This window comes from Streptomyces sp. PTY087I2 (assembly GCF_001687325.1).
Taxonomy (GTDB): domain Bacteria; phylum Actinomycetota; class Actinomycetes; order Streptomycetales; family Streptomycetaceae; genus Streptomyces.
Genome location: NZ_LZRD01000025.1, coordinates 76,154 through 95,426, shown reverse-complemented (window position 1 = coordinate 95,426; position 19,273 = coordinate 76,154). Strand labels below are relative to the sequence as shown.

General features: G+C 72.4%; 16 protein-coding genes. 7 read left to right on the top strand and 9 right to left on the bottom strand.

Annotation, left to right across the window (positions count from 1 at the left end; genetic code table 11):
* Positions 1–20 precede the first annotated feature (20 nt).
* The 4 genes from A3Q37_RS26710 (at position 21) to A3Q37_RS26695 (ending at position 4,684) form a co-directional block, all read left to right on the top strand.
* Positions 21–1,037: a carbohydrate ABC transporter permease gene (locus A3Q37_RS26710; RefSeq protein WP_065488173.1), complete on the top strand. Its 1,017-nt coding sequence runs from the start codon at positions 21–23 to the stop codon at positions 1,035–1,037.
* Positions 1,034–1,954: a carbohydrate ABC transporter permease gene (locus A3Q37_RS26705; protein ID WP_065488172.1), complete on the top strand. Its 921-nt coding sequence runs from the start codon at positions 1,034–1,036 to the stop codon at positions 1,952–1,954. Before A3Q37_RS26710 ends, A3Q37_RS26705 begins: the two co-directional genes overlap by 4 nt.
* A gap of 48 nt (positions 1,955–2,002) precedes the next feature.
* On the top strand, positions 2,003–3,460 hold the full coding sequence (locus A3Q37_RS26700) for a GH1 family beta-glucosidase (RefSeq protein WP_065488171.1): 1,458 nt from the start codon (positions 2,003–2,005) through the stop codon (positions 3,458–3,460).
* Between the two features lie 186 nt (positions 3,461–3,646).
* On the top strand, positions 3,647–4,684 hold the full coding sequence (locus A3Q37_RS26695) for a LacI family DNA-binding transcriptional regulator (RefSeq protein WP_065488170.1): 1,038 nt from the start codon (positions 3,647–3,649) through the stop codon (positions 4,682–4,684).
* Between the two features lie 39 nt (positions 4,685–4,723).
* Here A3Q37_RS26695 and A3Q37_RS26690 read toward each other — a convergent pair whose 3' ends face one another.
* From A3Q37_RS26690 to A3Q37_RS26650, 9 genes are all read right to left on the bottom strand, one after another.
* Positions 4,724–5,305, bottom strand: a complete 582-nt coding sequence (locus A3Q37_RS26690; RefSeq protein ID WP_255311957.1) for a methylated-DNA--[protein]-cysteine S-methyltransferase — start codon at positions 5,303–5,305, stop codon at positions 4,724–4,726.
* A 51-nt stretch (positions 5,306–5,356) separates the two neighbouring features.
* Entirely contained in the window at positions 5,357–6,202 is an 846-nt protein-coding gene (locus A3Q37_RS26685) for an MGMT family protein (RefSeq protein ID WP_079138005.1), read from the bottom strand.
* On the bottom strand, positions 6,199–6,786 hold the full coding sequence (locus A3Q37_RS26680) for an RNA polymerase sigma factor (RefSeq protein WP_065488168.1): 588 nt from the start codon (positions 6,784–6,786) through the stop codon (positions 6,199–6,201). Before A3Q37_RS26680 ends, A3Q37_RS26685 begins: the two co-directional genes overlap by 4 nt.
* A gap of 76 nt (positions 6,787–6,862) precedes the next feature.
* Positions 6,863–7,651, bottom strand: coding sequence for an AfsR/SARP family transcriptional regulator (locus A3Q37_RS26675; RefSeq protein WP_065488167.1), 789 nt, complete (start codon positions 7,649–7,651; stop codon positions 6,863–6,865).
* Between the two features lie 132 nt (positions 7,652–7,783).
* Positions 7,784–8,770, bottom strand: coding sequence for a carbohydrate kinase family protein (locus tag A3Q37_RS26670; protein WP_065488166.1), 987 nt, complete (start codon positions 8,768–8,770; stop codon positions 7,784–7,786).
* A 139-nt stretch (positions 8,771–8,909) separates the two neighbouring features.
* On the bottom strand, positions 8,910–10,331 hold the full coding sequence (locus tag A3Q37_RS26665) for an adenylosuccinate lyase family protein (RefSeq protein WP_065488165.1): 1,422 nt from the start codon (positions 10,329–10,331) through the stop codon (positions 8,910–8,912).
* Complete coding sequence (locus A3Q37_RS26660) at positions 10,328–12,346, bottom strand: FAD/NAD(P)-binding domain-containing protein (RefSeq protein WP_065488164.1); 2,019 nt, start codon at positions 12,344–12,346, stop codon at positions 10,328–10,330. The genes A3Q37_RS26665 and A3Q37_RS26660 overlap by 4 nt, the downstream gene beginning before the upstream one ends.
* Before the next feature lie 50 nt (positions 12,347–12,396).
* A complete protein-coding gene (locus A3Q37_RS26655; protein ID WP_065488163.1) occupies positions 12,397–13,401 on the bottom strand; it encodes a methyltransferase in 1,005 nt (334 codons plus the stop codon).
* A 45-nt stretch (positions 13,402–13,446) separates the two neighbouring features.
* Positions 13,447–15,171 (bottom strand): class I adenylate-forming enzyme family protein, encoded by a 1,725-nt coding sequence (locus A3Q37_RS26650; RefSeq protein ID WP_065488162.1) that lies wholly within the window; start codon positions 15,169–15,171, stop codon positions 13,447–13,449.
* Between the two features lie 315 nt (positions 15,172–15,486).
* Between A3Q37_RS26650 and A3Q37_RS26645 the strand changes: the two genes are divergently transcribed.
* The 3 genes from A3Q37_RS26645 to A3Q37_RS26635 all read left to right on the top strand — a co-directional run bounded on the left by A3Q37_RS26645 (position 15,487) and on the right by A3Q37_RS26635 (position 19,133).
* Positions 15,487–17,166: an FAD-dependent monooxygenase gene (locus tag A3Q37_RS26645; protein WP_065488161.1), complete on the top strand. Its 1,680-nt coding sequence runs from the start codon at positions 15,487–15,489 to the stop codon at positions 17,164–17,166.
* A gap of 173 nt (positions 17,167–17,339) precedes the next feature.
* Positions 17,340–18,218 carry an AfsR/SARP family transcriptional regulator gene (locus tag A3Q37_RS26640; RefSeq protein WP_255311956.1) on the top strand — a complete coding sequence of 293 codons (879 nt, stop codon included), beginning with the start codon at positions 17,340–17,342 and terminating at the stop codon, positions 18,216–18,218.
* Positions 18,219–18,326: 108 nt separating this feature from the next.
* Positions 18,327–19,133, top strand: coding sequence for an SDR family NAD(P)-dependent oxidoreductase (locus tag A3Q37_RS26635; protein ID WP_065488159.1), 807 nt, complete (start codon positions 18,327–18,329; stop codon positions 19,131–19,133).
* The last annotated feature ends 140 nt before the right edge of the window (positions 19,134–19,273 follow it).

Here is a 19,273-nt window from a genome sequence, read left to right as displayed (position 1 = left end):
CAGGGAAGGACTCCCCGCCCGTGGCAACCTCGACCCCCACCCGGGATGCGTACCCGCAGGCGCCCCGCCCGTCGAAGAACGAACCACCCAGCGAGCGGCGGCAGTTGTGGCGCAGCCGGCTGTGGCGCTTCGACGACAAGGCGTCCCCGTACGCCTATATCGCCCCGTTCTTCCTGATCTTCGGGGCCTTCGGCCTCTACCCGCTGCTCTACACCGGCTGGATCGCCCTGCACCGGGTCTCGATGACCGGCCTGGACTCGATGGAGTGGGTGGGCTGGGAGAACTTCGACAAGATCCTCAACGACCCCGAGTTCTGGACCTCGGTCAGCAACACCTTCCTGATCGGCGTCATCTCGACCGTCCCGCAGCTCCTGATGGCCCTGGGCCTCGCCCATCTCCTCAACTACCGCCTGCGGGCCAGCACGTTCTGGCGCACGATCATCCTCACCCCGTACGCCACCTCCGTGGCCTCGGCGGCCCTCGTCTTCGCCCTGGTCTTCCGGGCCGACGGCGGACTGCTCAACTGGACGCTTGGCCTCGTCGGCTTCGACCCGGTCAACTGGGCCAACGGGCACTGGACTTCGAAGCTCGCGATCTCGGTCATCGTCATCTGGCGGTGGACCGGCTACAACGCGCTGATCTACCTGGCGGCCATGCAGGCCGTCCCCAACGACCTCTACGAAGCAGCCTCGTTGGACGGGGCGTCGCGCTGGCAGCAGTTCCGCAAGGTCACCATCCCCTCGCTACGGCCCACGATCCTGTTCACCATCGTCATCTCCACCATCGGCTCCATGCAGCTCTTCGGTGAACCGCTGCTGCTGGAGGGCGGAGCGCTGGGCGCCACCGGCGGCAACGAGAACCAGTACGAGACGCTCAGCATCTACCTCTACAACTACGGCTGGAACCTCGGACATCTCGGCCCGGCCGCCGCCGTCGCCTGGGCGATGCTCGCCCTTCTGCTGCTCATCGCCGCGGCCAACTGGATCGTCGGCCGATTCGCCCGCACGTCCGCGGTCCGACCGGGAGCGCCTTCATGACCCTGACCAGCCCCACGCCGACCACCCCCGTGCAGCCCGCGCCGACCCCGAGGGGCGGCGGGCCCGCCCGCCCGAGCCGCTTCCGGATGGGCGCCGGACAGCAGCTGAAAGGCGGCCCGTTCGCGTACGTCGCGCTCGCCGTCGTCGGCTTCGGCTCGCTGCTGCCGCTCTACTGGACCCTCGTCGCGGCCTCCCGCACCCAGGACGAAGTCCTCGCCTCCACCCCGCCGTTCCTGCCCGGCGGCAAGCTGGCGGAGAACCTCCAAACGGCCTGGGAGCAGGCGAACCTCGGCAAGGCGATCGTCAACAGCGTCATCGTCTCGTCCTCGATCACCCTGGCCACGCTCTTCTTCTGCACGCTCGCCGGCTACGCGTTCGCCAAGATGCGCTTCCGGGGCCGCGGCTGGCTGATGACCGCGGTCATCGCCACCCTCACCATCCCGCCGCAGCTCAGCGTCGTCCCGCTGTTCATGATGATGTCCGGCCTCGGCTGGGGCGGCCAGCTCGAATCGGTGATCTTCCCGACGCTGGTGAGCGCGTTCGGCGTGTTCTTCATGCGCCAGTACCTGATCGAGGCCCTGCCGTACGAGCTGATCGAGGCGGCCAAGATCGACGGCGCGAACAACTTCCGCATCGTGCGCAGCGTGGTGCTGCCGGTGGCCCGCCCAGCGATGATGGTGCTCGGGATGCTCACCTTCGTCCAGGCGTGGAACGACTTCTTCTGGCCCTATCTGGCCCTCAACCAGCAGAACCCGACCCTTCAGGTGGCCCTCGGCCAGCTCAGCGCCTCGTACACCCCCGACCAGTCCATCGTGATGGCGGGCGCGCTGATCAGCACGCTGCCGCTGCTGGTGGTGTTCGTCCTCTTCGGCAAGAAGATCGTCGGCGGCATCATGTCCGGCGCGGTCAAGGGCTGAAGCCCCACCCCTCCCCACCCCTCACTTCCTCTTAGGGAGCGCTCCCGCATGACAGCCGTCCGACCCGACACGGTCCCGCAGCAGGCACCCGCCGCCCAGGCCCCTTTCCCGACCGGCTTCCTGTGGGGCGCGGCCACCGCCGCGTACCAGGTGGAGGGCGCGGTCTCCGAGCGGGGCCGCACCCCCTCCATCTGGGACACCTTCAGCCACACCCCCGGCAAGGTCCTGAACGGTGACACCGGGGACGTGGCCGCCGACCACTTCCACCGCTACCGCGACGACGTCGCCCTGATGAAGCGCCTCGGCCTCCAGGCGTACCGCTTCTCCGTCTCGTGGTCCCGCGTCCAGCCCACCGGCCGGGGCCCCGCCGTCGAACGCGGCCTGGACTTCTACCGCTCGCTCGTCGACGAGCTGCTCCTCGCCGGCATCAAGCCCGTGGCCACCCTCTACCACTGGGACCTGCCGCAGGAGCTGGAGGACGCGGGCGGCTGGCCCGAGCGCGCGACCGCCGAACGGTTCGCGGACTACGCGGCCATCATGGCCCGCGCGCTCGGCGACCGGGTCCCGATGTGGACGACGCTGAACGAGCCCTGGTGCTCGGCCTTCCTCGGGTACGGCTCCGGGGTCCACGCCCCCGGCCGCACCGAACCGGCCGCCGCGCTGCGGGCCGCCCACCACCTCAACCTCGCCCACGGCCGGGCGACCGAGGCGCTGCGCGCGAACCTCCCCGCTGCCGCGCAGACCTCGGTCACCCTCAACCTCCACCAGGTGCGCCCGCTGACCGACAGCGCGGCGGACGCGGACGCGGCCCGCCGGATCGACGCGGTCGGCAACCGGGTCTTCACCGGTCCGATGCTCAAGGGCGCGTACCCGGAAGACCTCCTCGCCGACACCGAACGCATCGTGGACTGGCCCGAGTTGATCCACGAGGGCGACCTCACCGCCATCGCGGCCCCGATCGACGTGCTCGGCGTCAACTACTACACGCCCACCATCGTCTCCACGCCCGCCGACGGCGCCGGCGACACCCGCAACGACGGCCACGGCAGCAGCGACCACTCCCCGTGGCCCGGCTCCGAGCACGTCGCCTTCCACCTGGCCGAGGGCCGCCCGGTCACCGCGATGAACTGGTCGGTCAAGCCGGAGGGCCTGTACGACCTCCTCATGGACGTCGCACGCGAGCACCCGGACCTGCCGCTGATGGTCACCGAGAACGGGGCCGCCTTCGACGACGCCCCGGACGCGGACGGCCGGGTCCACGACCCCGAGCGGATCGCCTATCTCCACGGCCACCTGGAGGCGGTCCGCCGGGCGGTGGCCGACGGGGCGGACGTACGGGGCTACTTCCTCTGGTCCCTGATGGATAACTTCGAGTGGGGCTACGGCTATGCGAAGCGCTTCGGCGCGGTGTACGTCGACTACGCGACCCAGCGCCGTACGCCCAAGTCCAGCGCCCACTGGTACGGCGACGTGATCGCCCGCCACGCGCTGCCCCCGCAGGCCTGAGCTTCCCGGGAACGGTGGGCCCGGTCGTCCCCGCGACCGGGCCCACCGCCGTTCCACCACCGCCGTTTCGCGACCGCTTCTGGGAGCGCTCCCATTACCCTGTCCGTACGCTCGTCGAGGTGATCGATCCAGGACTTGGATTGACGTTACGGCTGTGAGAAATTGACCGGGAACGGGGAGGCGGCCATGGCGGCAGCGCGAGTACGGAGCGGCGGGCGGCCCACGCTCGAAGAGGTGGCGGCACGGGCCGGCGTCGGCCGGGGCACCGCCTCGCGGGTCATCAACGGCTCGCCCCGGGTCAGCGACGCGACCCGGCAGGCGGTCGAGGCGGCCGTGGCCGAGCTGGGATACGTCCCCAACCGCGCCGCCCGCGCCCTGGCGGGCAACCGCACCGACGCCATCGCGCTCGTGGTGCCCGAGCCGGAGACCCGCTTCTTCGCCGAGCCGTACTTCTCCGCCATAGTGCGCGGCGTCGGGGCCGCCCTGGCCGACACCGAGATGCAACTGCTTCTCACCCTCGTCGGCAACGACCGCGAGCGCCGCCGCCTCGCCCAGTACCTCACCGCCCACCGCGTCGACGGGGTCCTCCTGGTCGCCGTCCACGCGGACGACCCGCTGCCGGAGCTCCTGGAGCAGCTGGGCATGCCGTGCGTGATCAGCGGCGCCCGGCACGCGGCCGAGACGCTGCCCTCGGTCGACTCCGACAACTTCGAGGGCGCGCGGGCCGCCGTCGAGCACCTGGTCTCCCGGGGCCGCCGCCAGGTGGCCACGATCACCGGCCGGCTGGAGGTGTACGGGGCCCAGCGCCGCCTGGACGGCTACCGCGCGGCGGTCTCCGCCGCCGGCCTGGCCCCCGACGAACGCCTCATCGCCCCCGCCGACTTCACCGAGGAGGGCGGCGCGGCGGCCATGCGCGACCTCCTGGCCCGCCGCCCCGACCTGGACGCGGTCTTCGTCGCGTCCGACGTGATGGCCGCGGGCGCCCGCCAGGTCCTGCGCGAGGCGGACCGCCGCATCCCCGAGGACGTGGCCCTGGTCGGCTTCGACGACTCGGTCGTCGCCCGCCATATGCACCCGGCCCTCACCAGCGTCCGCCAGCCCATAGAGGAGATGGGCCGCCGCATGGCCCAGCTTCTCCTGGACGAGATCGCGGGCCGCACCCCGGGCGACGAGCGCCCCTCGGTGGTCCTGCCCACGGAGCTGGTGGTCCGCGACTCGTCGTGACGGGGGGCCGGTACGCCGGGGCTTGCGCTGATCTGCTGCTCAGCGTCCGCCGGCGCCGGGCTCGTCGCCCGCCTCCAGCGCCAGGAGGTACTTCTTGGCGTCGACCCCGCCCGCGTAACCGGTGAGCGTTCCCGTCGATCCCACGATGCGGTGGCAGGGCAGCACCACGCACAGCGGATTCGCGCCGAGCGCGGTGCCCACGGCCCGGGCGGCGCGCGGCCGGTCCAGCGCCCGGGCCAGCGCGCCGTACGTCGCCGTGCTCCCGTACGGCACGAACGCCTCCAGGCTCGACACCGTCTCCCGGCTGAACGGCGTGGCCAGGCACAGGTCCAGCGGGAGGCCGAACGAGCGCAGCCGTCCGGTGAGATACGCGTCCAGCTGGGCGGAGGCCTCGTCGAGGACGGTCCGCCGCGCACCCTCGCCGTCCCGGTCGGCCTGCCCGGCCTCCCGCAGCCCCGCGCGCGCGAACCGGGCACGGACCTCGTCCACGGGCTGGAAACCGCAGTAGACCAGCGCGTCCGCGGTGGCGGCCAGTCGCAGCTCGCCGAGAGGGGTCGGGAGGACGGTGAGCGACACGGCGCTCGGGCCGGTCCGTCCGGCAGCGGAAGCGCTCCTGGGCATGGTGGGTACTCCGTGGGTCGTCGAGGGGTGGCCCGGCCGTTCCTGCCGGGGTCAGACAGCCACCGGGCGGCAGCTCTTGCACGCCCGGTAGCCCGCGCCGTGGGCATCCCTGGCCGTACGGAACGGGACGCGGTGCGCCGGGGTGATCCGCCGCGCGTGCGCACAGGTGGGATGGCAGTAGATATGGGTGGTGTCGCTGCCGAGCAGCGTGTCACCGCCCTGCGCCCACTGCCGCACCGTGACCATGTCGATGCCCTCCGCGTCGCGCAGCGCGTCGCCCACCTCGTGGACGTACGCCGCGTCGCACGGGGCGCCGTTGTCGTCGGTCGCCCGGTGACACGGGATGAGCACGGTGACCGGGTTCCTGGCGAGGAAGCCGACCACCGACTTCGCGCCCGACTCCAGCGGCAGCGAGGCCTCCCGGGCGATCCAGGTGACCGGGCGCAGCTGGCCGGGCGGAATGGAGCGCACCGCCTCCAGCACGGCGCGCTCGCCCGCGGGCAGCCCCGACAGATCGATCGGCACCTGCCGGGCACGGCCGGTGCGCAGGGCCGGCCGGAGACCGGCCGGCGCCTTGTCGGTGGGGATCGCGGAGCGGCCGACGCGACGGCGGTGCGACTCCTCGAACCGCTCCGGCGTCAGACGCTCCCGCTCCCGGCCGTACCGCGACTCCAGCACGGCCCCCGTGACGGCCTCCGGACCGAAGGCCACGAACAGCCCTCCCGCGGCCGTCTCCAGGCGCACGTACGTGTCGTAGCGGCTCTGCGAGATGCCCGCACGCCGCAGGACCCGCAGCGCGAAGTCCTCCGGAGTGGTCGCTCCACGCGGGCCCAGGGCGGCCAGCCGGGACCCCAGGTCGCCGGACGAGGGGAAGACCCCCTCGTTGTCGTGGTTCACATCGCCACATCCTTCCGCACCGCTTCCTGCGGTTCGAGCAGCCGGCGCAGATGCCCCAGACCCCGGGACACCTGTGCCTTCGCCGTACCCACCGGGCACCCCTGCACCTGTGCCATCTCCCCGTAGCTCAGGCCCATCACATGCCGGAGCACCACCGGTACGCGGTAGATCTCCGGCAGTTGCGACAGCGCCGCGACCAGCCGGCCGCGGTCCTCCGCCGTCGAGGCCCGCTCCTCGGGCCCCGGCCTCCCGTCGCTCCACAGGTCTTCCGCGTCCTCCACCCGCATCGCCGACACCGGGCGCCGCACGCTGGTGCGTACGTGGTTGCGCCAGACGTTCGCCGCGATGGTCAGCAGCCACGCCCGCGGCAGCAGGGCCCTCCGGCGGTCGCCGGAGTAGCCCCGCAGCGCCGTGTAGGCACGCAGGAACGTGTCCTGTCCCAGGTCGTCCGCCTCGGCGGCGGACCCGGTCACCCGTAACAGGAAGAGGTGAACCACCTGCGCATGGATCCGGACCAGCTCGGTGAAGCCGTCGTCCAGATCCGTGGCGAGTAATTCGGTCAGCTGCTTCGCCTCGTCGTCCATCACTGAGGAAACACCGTCCCGATGAGAAGGGTTGCCGGGGTGGCGAAGCCGCCGGCCCGGAGCGGCCGTGGAGCGGTCACACGGTCCGGGGGGTGAGCGCCGGAACGTCCAGCACGGGGGCGTCGGACTTGATGGCCTCATAGAGGCCCTGCATGCGCGGGGTGGGCTCGATGCCGAGGGTGTCGCGCAGCGCGCTGCTCAGCGCGTGGTGGACGGTGACCGCCCGGGGCCGGTAGCCCGACCGGTGGAGGGCGAGCATGTACTGGGCGTGGATGTTCTCGTGCGTGGGGTGCTGTACGGCGAGGGCGGCGAGTTCGTCCAGGAGTTCACGGTGCCGGCCGACCCGCAGATCCGCCTCGATGCGGCGTTCGAGCACGCACTTGCGGGTCTCCTCCAGCTCGACCAGATGGGTCCTGCTGAGCGGGCCCGTCCTGACGTCCTCCAGGGCCGGTCCGCGCCACAGGGCGAGGGCTTCGGAGAACTGCGCGGACGCCTGCTGGAAGCGGCCCGCCGCCGCGGCTTCCTGGCCGAGCCGGTCCCGGTGCTCGAAGCGGAACCGGTCGAAGGAGCGGGGTGCGACGTTCAGCTGGTAGCCGTGGTTCTGGGTGACCAGGGTCTGGCTGGGAACTTCGGCCGCCGTACAGCGGAGAGCCTGTCTTATGTGGAGCACGTATGTCTGGAGCGTGGACATCGAGCTTTTCGGGGGGTGGGAGTCCCATAACTCCTTGATGCAATCGCTGGCCCGCACCATGCGGTTGGCGTTGAGCATCAGGAAGGCGAGCAGCTGGCGTGGTTTCGGTGCGCTCGGAGTCAGGTCGACCTGGCCGCTGACCAGCACCAACGAACCTAAAACGCCCATTTCCATTGCCTACTCCGTATCTTCGGGAGACTCCGGTACCCACGGAGGGCCGACGTTAGGGACCCGGATTCGGTCGCGTCAATTCCATGGAAACGAATCGAGCCGTTTCGATCCGGCGGGTGCCGGAGTGTTGCCAACTCACGCGTGTACACCGGCGAGCCGCTGTTCGATCTCCGTCGCGGCTGTCGGACCGTAGGTCTTCCTGATTCCGTGGCGGAGACCGGCCACGGAAAGCGTGTACTCCTGAGGCCCCACCGATTCGAGCACCGTGGTGGCCATCGCGCAGCCGAGCTGGGCCGCGCGCTCGTCCGGCCAGCCCCACCCGACGCCCGCCAGGAACCCGGCGCGGAAGGCGTCGCCGACGCCGGTCGGGTCGGCCGGTTCCGAGGTCGGGACGGCGGGGATCCGCAGGGCCGGCCGGCCGGTACGGGCGATGGTGGCGCCGTTGGCGCCGCGGGTGGTGATCCAGGTGCCGACCCGGGCGAGGACGTCGCCGTAGGACCAGCCGCTCCGTTTCAGCAGCAGGGCGGCCTCGTACTCGTTGGTGAAGAGGAAGCGGGCCCCGTCCACCAGCCGGCGGGTGTCCTTCCCGTCCAGGCGGGCGAGCTGCTGGGAGGGGGCGGCGGCGAAGCCGAGCCCCAGCCGGCGGCACTCGTCGGTGTGGCGGCGCATCGCCTCGGGGTCGTTGGGCGCGATGACCACCAGGTCGATGCCCCCGACCCGGCGCGCGGTCGACGCGAGGGTGATCTCCCGGGCCTCCGCCATCGCGCCGGAGTAGAAGGCGGCGATCTGGTTCTGGTCGGCGTCCGTGGTGCACACGAAGCGCGCGGTGTGCAGCGAATCGCTGATCCGCACCAGCTCGGTGTCCACGCCGTTGTCGTGCAGCCAGGCCCGGTAGTCGGCGAAGTCCGCGCCGACCGCGCCGGCCAGCACCGGGCCGAGCCCCAGCCGGCCGAGCCCGACGGCGATGTTGGCGGCGGACCCGCCCGGGTGGATCTCCAGCGAGTCGGCGAGGAAGGACAGCGAGACCCGGTCCAGCTGCTCAGCGATCAGCTGGTCGGCGAACCGTCCGGGGAAGACCATCAGATGGTCGGTGGCGATGGAACCGGTCACGGCGATGCGCACGGCGGCTTCTCCTTGGACCTTGCGGTTCGGTGCGTCGGAAGGGAAAGGGCTTGCCGGACGGCGGTCCCGGCGGGGCGCCGCACGGCCTCTGCGCTCCGGGCGGCCTCGGCCCCAGGGCCGCGTACGGGCGCCCCGTCGATCAGGCCGGACCGGCGGGACGCTCCAGCGCCCGGTCGGTCAACGGACCGGCCGCCCCGGTGTAGCCGAGCGGATCCAGCAGGGCCGCCAGCTCCCGGGCGTCCAGGCGGGCGGCCACATCGGGGAGCGCGGCGAGCACCTCCGCCAGGGGGCGGCCGGTGCGCCGGGCGGTCGCGGAAGCCTCGGACAGCAGCTCCTGGGCCCGGCCGCGCCCCAGCCCCGACGCCAGGGCGGCGGCGACGCGTTCGGACGTCATCTGGCTGCCGGTCATCTCCAGGTTCCCGCGCATGCGCTCCGGCCGGACCACAAGTCCTTCGGCGAGCTCGACGGCGGTGTGGGCCGCGCCCCCGGCCAGCCGCAGACAGGCGCGCAGCAGCGGCCACTCCGCGTGCCAGACCCCCGCCGAGCGCTCGTCCTCGGCGAGCATGCACTGGGTCAGCCCGGCCGCGAGCGCCGGGAGTTGGAGAGCCGCGCTGCGGATGAGAGTGGCGAGAACCGGATTACGTTTGTGCGGCATGGCCGACGAGCGGCCGCGGCCCGCGACGGCCGGTTCGGCCACCTCGCCGACCTCGGTGCGGACCATCGACTGCACATCGACGGCGATCTTCCCGAGCGCGCCCGTGGTGAAGGCGAGCGCGGCGGCCAGGTCCGCGACCGGCGTCCGCAGGGAGTGCCACGGAACCGTCTGCCGCGCGAGTCCGGTCTCCGCCGCGAACGCGCCGTTCAGGGCGTCGAGATACGCGCCGTGATCGACCCCGCCGGACGCCCCGCCCGCCGCGATCTCCGCGTACTCCAGATAACCGGCCAGGGTGCCCGCCGCCCCGCCGAGCGACACGGGCAGCCCGCTCTCCAGCACTCCGGCCACCCGGTCGGCCGCGTCCAGCACCAGATCCCGCCAGCCCGCGGCCTTGAGCCCGAAGGTGGTCGGCACCGCGTGCAGGGCCAGCGTCCGGCCGGCCATCGGCGTGTCCCGGTGCGCGGCGGCCAGGGCGTACAGCGCGTCGGCGGTACGCCGCAGATCGGCCAGAAGCAGTCGCGCCACCCGGGCGGAGACCAGCATCGCACCGGTGTCGAAGACATCCTGGCTCGTCGACCCTCGGTGCACGTACTCGGCGGCGGCCGGATCGCTCCGCGCCACCAGCCGGGTCAGCTCCCGCACCAGCGGCACCACGGGATTGGCCGTCTCGCGTGCGGCCAGCGCCAGCGCCCGTACGTCGAAGAGCTCGGCGCGCGCCGCCTTCGTGATGGCGGCAGCCGCGGCGGGCGGCACGGTGCCCAGCGTCGACTGCGCGCGGGCCAGGGCCGCTTCGGCGTCGAGCATGGCCTGGAGCCACGCCCGGTCGTCGACGGCCGCCTCGACGGGGGTGCCGGCGCACACCGGGGAGAGCAGCCCGGCGTCCGGTCCCGGCTCGGCCGCCGTCATGCCAGCGCCTGCGTGAAGTCGCTGCCCCGGGAAGCCGGTTCGTCCGCCGGTTCGTCCGCCTGGGCGGGAGCCGGCTCCAGGCGGAGCACCGTCCGGGCGAGGGCATCCGCGTCCCCCAGGATCGCCGAGTTGACGCCAGGACGGATACCCGCCGCCGTCACCCAGTGGACCGCCTCGGTGGGCACGCCGTACGCGAACCGGCGCGGATGGGCGCGCCCCTCGGCGTCCACGACCCGGTAGGGCCGCTCGGTGACGGCCAGGCCGCCCGTCTCGTAACTCGTGCCGCAGGCACCGTCGATGAGATAGGGGCGCGCCTGACCGGTGGCCAGCAGATAGGCCAGCAGCGGATCGGCGGTGCGGCGTATGTCCGGCTCGGGCAGCCGGGCCTCGATCAGCACGGCGGCCCGCACCGGTGGCCCGCCCACCCGGTCGGAGGTCGCCACGAAGGACGCCCCGCCGCCGGACTCCCGGCTCCCGTTCTCGATGACGACGTTCATCCCGGGCCCCAGCACGTCCAGCACACCCGACTCCAGCAGCGCGATCATCTCCTCGATGCGCGAGAGCGGCGGGCCGATCGACAGGAACGCGTTGAGCGGCGTGTACCAGCCCTGGAGGTCGTCCCGGTAGGAGTTGCCCTCGACGCGGCCGTGGTCCACCGCGATCCGGATCTCGTTGCGCAGATCGCGCAGCACGTCCAGCGCGGCCTTCAGCGGACCGCTGACATTGCCCGACCGGGCCTCGGCCACATCCCGGGCCAGATGCCCGAGCAGCCAGTCGCGGAAGTCGTCCCGGTCGGCGAACACCCGGTCGCCGTAAGGCCGGGAGATCCGCTCCCAGTCCCAGCGCTCGGCGGGAGCGACGGCGTACGCGTCGAGCAGATCCTGTTCGGCCCCGCCCGGAGGCGCCGCCAGATAGCGGTCGGTGAACTCCTTCACCCCGGACCGGACCTCCGACCGCTCGTTTCGCGCGCGCAGCAGAGCGGCGTAATACACGCTCTCCACCTCCTTCGCGATCAACGGCCACAGGTCCGTGCCGAAATGCAGGCGCTCCCCGTCCACCGAACGCCGGTGCAGCCGGGCGATCGTCTCCTCGGTGAGGAGCACCGGCAGATGACGGCCGTGCGCGCCCTTCTCGTTCTCGCCGCGCGCGTGGTACGGGACACCGCGCCGGGACCCCGCGTACAGGCGCGGCTCACGGCCCGAGGGCCGGTAGACCAGGCGGCCGCCGGAGCGTTCGAAGCGGCCGCCCCGCCCCAGGGTGAGGAGCGCCATGTGGTCGAAGAAGTTCAGCCCGAGCCCCCGCAGCAGCACGGCCTCGCCGGGCCGGACGGCGGACAGGTCCACGTCCGCGGGGTTGGCCGGCAGGATGTGGACCAGGCCGCGCGCCCGCGACTCGCGGGCCAGACGCTCCTCGCCCGGCGAGTTCAGGGCCGGGACATGGCCCTGGGCGAGCACCACGGCGTCCAGACCGGTCAGGCGGGTGCCGTCCGTGAGCGTGAGCGTCTGCGCCTCGGACGCCTCGCCGTCGAGCGCGACGGCGAGGGAGCGGTGGGTCACGACGCGGACATGGGCCGGGGCCGTCGCCACTGTACGGTCGAAGGCCTCCTCCAGATAGCGGCCGTACAGCGCCCTGCTGGGGTACGAGTCCGGGCCCAGGGCGGCCGCCTCGGCGAGGAACCCGCTCTCCCGGCCGGACGCGGCCACCCGTGAACTGCCGCCCTCCGCCAGGGAGACGGCCCACTCGTACAGACTCGGCCCGGCCCGGACCGGCCCCTCCATCGCCACGCTGGCATCGGTGTGCGCGGTGACCTGCGAGGCCACCGTGTTCATCAGCAGATGCGGTGACTGGTCGGTCCGCCAGACCCGGCCCGGCCCCGGTCTGGCGCGGTCCACGACATGAACGGTCACCGCCGTGCGCGATGCGGCCTGCCGTTCGTTGGCGCAGATCCTCTCCAGCACGGCCAGGCCGCGCGGCCCGGCCCCGACTATGCAGACTGTGAGGTACCCGCTGCTCATCCGGATTCTCCGTTACGTCTCGAAGGGGCCACACCGTCGGGCCGGTGTTCCTAGGCCGGGGCGGCGACGAGCAGGCTGGTCTCCAGTGCCAGGGGGCGTACGGATTCCACCCGGAACCCGGCCGCGCCGAGGACGTCCGCGTAACCGGGCCCGGTCCGCTCCCGGCCGCCGGCCGCCATCAGCAGATGGAGGTCCCACAGCAGCGGCAGCAGCTGCGAACCGTCCTCGGGGACGACCCGTTCGAGGACCAGCAGCCGCGAGGCGTCGGGCATGGCCCGGCGGACGGTGGACAGGAGCCGTACGCAGTGCTCGTCGTCCCAGTCCTGGAGGACCCGCGAGAGCAGATAGACGTCGGCGCCGCCGGGCACCTCGCGGAAGATGTCGCCCCCTCGCGTCTCGCAGCGGCCGGGGCCGACGGCCGCGTCGAGGTACCGGGCGGCGATCGGCAGCATGTGCGGCTGGTCGAAGAGCACACCGCGTACGCCGGGGTGCGCCCGCACCACCGTCGCCAGCAGGGATCCGCTGCCGCCGGCCACGTCCACGACGGTGTTCACCCGGCTGAAGTCGTAGGCGTCCAGGACGTCGGGGAAGAACACGTTGCCCGCGTTCATCGCCCGCTGGAACTTCAGGCCCGCGCTCGGGTCCTCGCGCAGATACGCGTGCAGCGAGGTCCCGAAGGCGTGGGCGAAGCCGGAGGTGCCGCTGCGGACGGCGGGCACCACCGCCCCCCAGGCCCGGTGGAACTCCTCGCCGTAGATGCGGACCATGTCGCTCATGGACTGGTCGGCGCCCTCGCGCAGGCACTCGCTGACGGCCGTCGGACGGTAGCCGTCGCGGCCGTCGCCGGCGAACACCTCCATGGCCGTCAGCAGCCGCATCAGCCGCGTGATCGCGTCCTCGTCCGCTCCGGCCGCGGCCGCCAGCTTCTCGTCGGTGACGTGTCCGGCGGCGATGTGGTCGGCGAGGCCCAGGGCCACGGCCGCGTACAGGGCTTGCGACTGCCAGGCGCCGGTGACGATGTCGACGACCCGGCGGGCTGCGCTCCGGTCGACCATGGGAGGGCCTTCCTGTGAGACGGGATGGTGAGGGGCCCGGCGGGTTCAGCCGGTGTGCGCGGATCCGTCGGGGGTGGCCACGGCGACGGCGCCGGCGGCCGGCTCGTGGAGCAGCCGGCGGTGCTTCTCGCGCAGCCGGCGCTTGAGGACCTTGCCCGTCACACCGACCGGCAGCTCGTCGCGTCCGGCGGCCAGGACCAGGGCGTGCAGCCGGGCCAGGCCCGCCCGGTCGAGGGCCTCGTTGCAGACCCGCAGCACATCCGCGGGCACCCGCTCGACGTCGTCCGGGTAGTAGACGACCGCGACGGGCACCGACGCGGTCGAGTCGCCCGGTCCGTCGACGGCGACCACCGCGGCGTCCAGCGCCCCGGTGGTCAGCAGGACGACCTCCTCCAGCGGCAGGCTGTAGACGTCGCCGTCGGCGGACCTGATGACGTCGGGCGTGCGGTCCAGGTGGTACCAGCGGCCCTCGGTGTCCCGGCGCACGATGTCACCCGTGAGGAAGTAGCCGTCGACCAGCGACTCCTCGTTCAGCCGGGGGTCGTCCCAGTAGCCGGGTGTGACGCTGGGGGTGCGGACGCCCAGGCGTCCGGCCTGGCCGGTGGGCGCCTCGCGGCCCGACTCGTCCAGCACGGCCGCGCTGCGCACCACCCGGGCCGGCTTGCCGATCAGCCGCCCGTACTGCGAAGTCTGCGCCGTGTAGGCCTGCTTGAAGAGCACCATGCCCATCTCGGAGGAGCCGAGCCCGTCCAGATAGACGGAGCCCGCGGTCCTCTTCGCCCCGCTGCCCCGGCTGCCGAGCGCGACCAGCGGGCGGACGTGGCGCTCGTGCGAGGCGTCGCCCATACCGTTCCAGAGACGGATGTTCTGGGCCGCCTCCGGGCGGATCCCGGCGGAGTCGATCTCGGCGAGCGTCAGCGGGAAGCCGAGGACCGTGCTGGGGTGGAAGGCGTTGATGGCCCGGACCACCTTCTCGCCGTCCGCGTTGTCCAGGATCAGGGTGGGGATGCCCAGCAGGAGCGCCATGCTCAGATAGCTGATGCCGGCCGAGTGGCTGTGCGGCAGGGCGGTCAGCAGCCGGTCGGTGCGCAGCGACGGGAAGGTGAACAGCCGCTCGCGCTTGCCGATGAAGAACGAACCGTGGTGGAACACCGGTGCCTTGGGGCGCCCGGTGGTGCCGGACGAGTGGGAGATCATCACGAGGTCGTCGGCGGAGTGCCGGTGCGGGAACCCGGCGAGCGGCCGCTCGGGGAAGGCGGCGGTCGCGTCCAGCACCTGGATGTCCTGGAGCCGCGGGGTGTCCTTCGTCCCGGCGGCCTCCCACGCCTCGGCGCACGCGTCCAGCAACACGGTGTCGCCGACGATGAGTTGGGACTTGGTGCGCAGGAAGTAGTCGGCCGCGGTGGCCGGTTCCATCCGCGGGTTGCAGTGCACGGCCGCCGCGCCCAGGCCGGTGAGGGCGATGTGGTGGATCAGCCCGAACAGTCCGTGCCCGGTGATGACGCCGACGTGGCTGCCGGCCGTCACGCCCTGCCCGCGGTACCAGTTCGCGTACCGGATCGCGGCGACACGGATGTCGTCGAGGGACAGGCCCTCCAGTTTCTCCTCCGGCCAGGTGGGGGAGGCCACGTCGGGGTGGAAGAGCAGCGGCCGGTCGCGGTCGGACGCGACCTTCCAGGCATGCCAGAAGAAGTTCCCGGCGCCCAGCCCGCGGTCGGCGAAAAGCCGGAGGCGCTGGGCCAGGGACCGGTGTGTACCGAAGAGGAACATAGAACTACCTCTCGCTCCGCAGGGAGAGCCGCATTAAGGAGGGCGGTGTTCCGGGGTGCCCGGTGGATGATTGCCACCCCGGCCCTGGGAAGTCTGTGAGATCCTTCTAAAGATTCGGTCCACGGCCGCGATTTCGCAGGTCGTCACGTATTCGGCAGCACAGGTGCCGAGCGATCTCGCTCCATCCTTCAGGCACCGCTGCGAGTCTGTCCGTCGGCAGCTGTGCAAAGACCACTGAGCAAAACCACCGTGCAAGGACGCATGCGTACGGCGCATTCGCCGTACGCACCGGGACTACGGCTGGAGGATTGCCGGATGGAGCGCTTGTCGACGACCCCGATCGTCATGGTGGGAGGCGGTCCTGTCGGACTCCTGCTGGCTCTCTTCCTCGACCGGTACGGCGTCGGGTCGGTGGTGCTCAACTCCGGGGAATCGGTGCCGGACACACCACGGGGCAGCACGCACAACGCCCGCACCATGGAGCACTACCGCACCCTCGGCCTCGCCGACCGCATCCGTTCCCTGGGCCTGCCCGCCGGGCACGACGCCGGGATCTCCTTCTCCACCCGGTACGGCGGCCACGGCCTGTGCCTGCTGCCGTGGCCCGGCTCCGGGCAGGTCCGGGCACGGACGGCGGCGGCGGACCGCACCGACCAGGTGCCGGAGCCGATGCACCGGGCCAACCAGATGTACGTCGAGCGCCTGCTGCTCGACCACGCCCGCACCCGCCCCCGTATCACGCTCGGCTACGGCACCACGGTCACCGGCCTCGAACAGCGGGCGGACCGGGTCGTGGTGAGCGCCGAAGGCCCCTCGGGCCCGCGTACCTGGCACGCCCGGTACGCGGTGGGCGCGGACGGCGGCCGCAGCTTCGTCCGGCGCCGCCTGGGCATCTCGTACAGCGGGCAGGGAGCGCTCGACCAGGATGTCCTGGGCCGCCGGGCGACCGCCGCGCACCTGCGCGTTCCCACGCTGTACGGGCAGTTCCTCGGCGACCGCGCGGCCTGGAGCAACTGGGTCTTCAACGGCGAACTCGCGCTCAATCTGATCGCCCTCAACGGCGTCGACGAGTTCTTCCTGCTGACCAGCTCCGTGGACCCGGACACGGTGGACGCCCCGGAGCTGGTGCGGCTCGTGCGACGGGCGGCCGGCGCCGATCTGCCGGTGGAGGTGCTGGGCCACCGGCCGTGGACGGCCGGGGCGGCCCTGGTCGCCGAGCGGTTCTCCGACGGCCGGGTCCTGCTCGCCGGTGACGCCGCCCATCTGTTCACGCCCAACGGCGGCTTCGGCATGAACACCGGCGTCGACGACGCCGCCAACCTCGCGTGGAAGCTGGCCGCCGCCGTGCAGGGCTGGGCCGGCGCGCAGCTGCTCGATTCCTACGAGGCGGAGCGCCGGCCGGTCGCGCTGCGCAACACCGCCGCCGCCCGCGAACTGGCCGTCGGCCTCGGCGCGATCGAGCGGCCCGCCGCGCTGGAGGACGACTCGGCCGAGGGCCGGGCCGCCCGCGAGAAGACCGGCCTCGCGCTCGCCGAGTACGGACAGCGCACGCTGGACACCCTCGGTGTCCAGCTCGGCGCGCGCTACGACGGCTCACCGGTCATCGACGCGGGCGGCGGCACCCCGCCGCCGGACGCGTTCGTCTCGTACACCCCCTCCGCCGTCCCCGGCGGGCGGGCGCCGCACCTCTGGCTCGACGACGAACACGGCCCCGGCAGCTCGCTGTTCGACCGGTTCGGCACCGGCTTCACCCTCCTCCGGGTGGGCGGCCGCGCGGCGGACTGCGACGCCCTGGACCGTGCCGCGCGGGACCGCGGGGTGCCGCTCGAACGGCTGGACCTCGCCGACGCGGCGGCGCGCGAACTGTACGGGCCGGGTCTGGTCCTCGTCCGGCCCGACGGGCATGTGGCCTGGCGCGGCGAGCGGCCACCCGCCGACCCCGCGGCGCTGCTGGATCTGGTGACGGGACATGGACAACGTGAAGCGCACCGGTGAATTCTGCTGAATCCGGTCCGGAGCGGGCTGATTCAGCTGCGTCCGGGGTTTGTTGAAACACGGAAATATTCTCGGAAAAAGATCGGAACGGCCTCTGTGAACCGACCGCGGAGGTTTTCGCTACGACCATGTGCGGGATGATCTCCCGGCGGCAGCGACGAATACGAGGATCAATGGATTTCTGTGTGCTCGGCCCGCTTTCTGTTGTCGACGACGGAATCGACCGCACTCCCAGTGCGCCCAAGCAGCGTCAGATGCTGGCGCTCCTGCTGATGAACGCCAATCACGTCGTGTCCATGTCGCAATTTGTCGAGGAGCTCTGGGAGTACAGCCCGCCCTCCAGCGCCGTCGCGGCTGTGCACACCTACGTCATGCAATTGCGCCGCACCCTCGGCGGACGGCCCAACAGCGCCTCGCCCGGCCCGGCGGGACCGGGCCAGCTGACCACCCGCGACCAGGGCTACGTCCTGCGGGTCGAGCCGGGCGAACTCGACCTGGACGTGTACGAGGACGAGGTCCGCTCCGCCCGGAACAGCCTGGACCGCGGCGCGCTGAGCCGCGGCGCCCGCGAGCTGCGCGCCGCACAGCAGCGATGGCGCGGCCAGATCCTGGTCGACGTGCCCATCGGGCCGCTGCTCCACGCGGCCATCGCGGTCGTCGAGCGCAACCGGCTCGACGCGCTCAGCAGACGGATATCCGCCGACCTCGACCTGGGCCGCCATCACACGCTGATCGGCGAACTGAGCTCCCTCTCGCTCGAACACACCGCGGACGAGAACCTCGCCGCCCAGCTGATGCTCGCCCTGTACCGGTCCGGCCGCCGGGTGGACGCACTGGCCGTCTTCCACCGGCTGCGGCACGCCCTGCGCGACGAGCACGGCGCAGCGCCCTCGCCCCGTATCCAGCAGCTCAACACCGACATCCTCGCGGCCCATCCGCGGCTCGACGCCCCGTCGATGCCGCAGTGGCGGCTGTCGCTCGACCTCGTCGGCCCCTGCCCCCCGGCGGAGCCGTCGTCCCCGACCCGCAGTGGGGCCGGACTTCCGAGGTGAGCGCGGTCATGCAACCCCTTCGGGGCGCGCGGTGTTGAAACCCAATGAGAGTGCAAGGAACCGCTCCGCCCGGGTCCCGGGTGAGAGCCCATCACCAGAAGGACATTCATGGACCTGAAGCTTTCCGGCCGTGTCGCTGTCGTCACCGGAGCGTCGAAGGGCATCGGCCTGGCCGTCACCCGCTCGCTGATCGAGGAGGGCGCCCGCGTCGTGGCCGCCTCCCGCAAGATCAGCCCCGAGCTCGAGAAGCTTGCCGGCCCGAACCTGGTGCATGCGTCGGTCGACCTCATGGACCCCGAGGCCCCCGCCCAGGTGGTGGAGCGCGCCATCGCCGAATTCGGCCGGCTCGACATCCTTGTGAACAACGCCGGCGGCCCGCCGCCCGGCATCACGCTGCCCCGCACGGGCTTCTTCGACGCCGACGACGCCGAATGGCGCGCGATCTTCGAGTTCAACCTCTTCGCCGTCGTCCGCGCGATCCGCGCCGCGATCCCGCAGATGCTCCAGCAGGGCGAGGGCTCGATCATCAACGTCTCGACGGGCCTCGCCCGCCAGCCCGCGCCCGCCAACCCGGAGTACGGGGCGGCGAAGGCGGGCCTGACCAACCTCACGCAGGTGCTCTCCGAGGAGTTCGGCCCGCAGGGCATCCGCGTGAACACCGTCTCGCCCGGCCCGGTGCTCACCGCCTGGTGGACCGACGAGGGCGGCGCCGCCGACGTCATCGCCGGCATGGCGGGCACGGACCGGGACAACGTCATGGAGAACGTGGCGCCCGAGATGATGAACCTCGTCACCAAGCGGCTCGTCACGCCGGAGGAGGTCGCCGACGCGATCCTCCTGCTCGCCTCGCCGCGCTCGGCGAGCACGACCGGCGCGGACTTCGCCGTCGACGGCGGGTTCCTGAAGAGCGTCTGATCCCGGCGGCGCGGGAGCGCCGAGAGGCGCTGCGTGGCGGGCCCCCGGGCAGGGACCGGGAGGCCCGCCACGCTCCGCCGTCCCCGCACGTCCCGCGTCGGCCCAACCGTCCCGGGCACCACGGCCCTGGGCTTCTCATC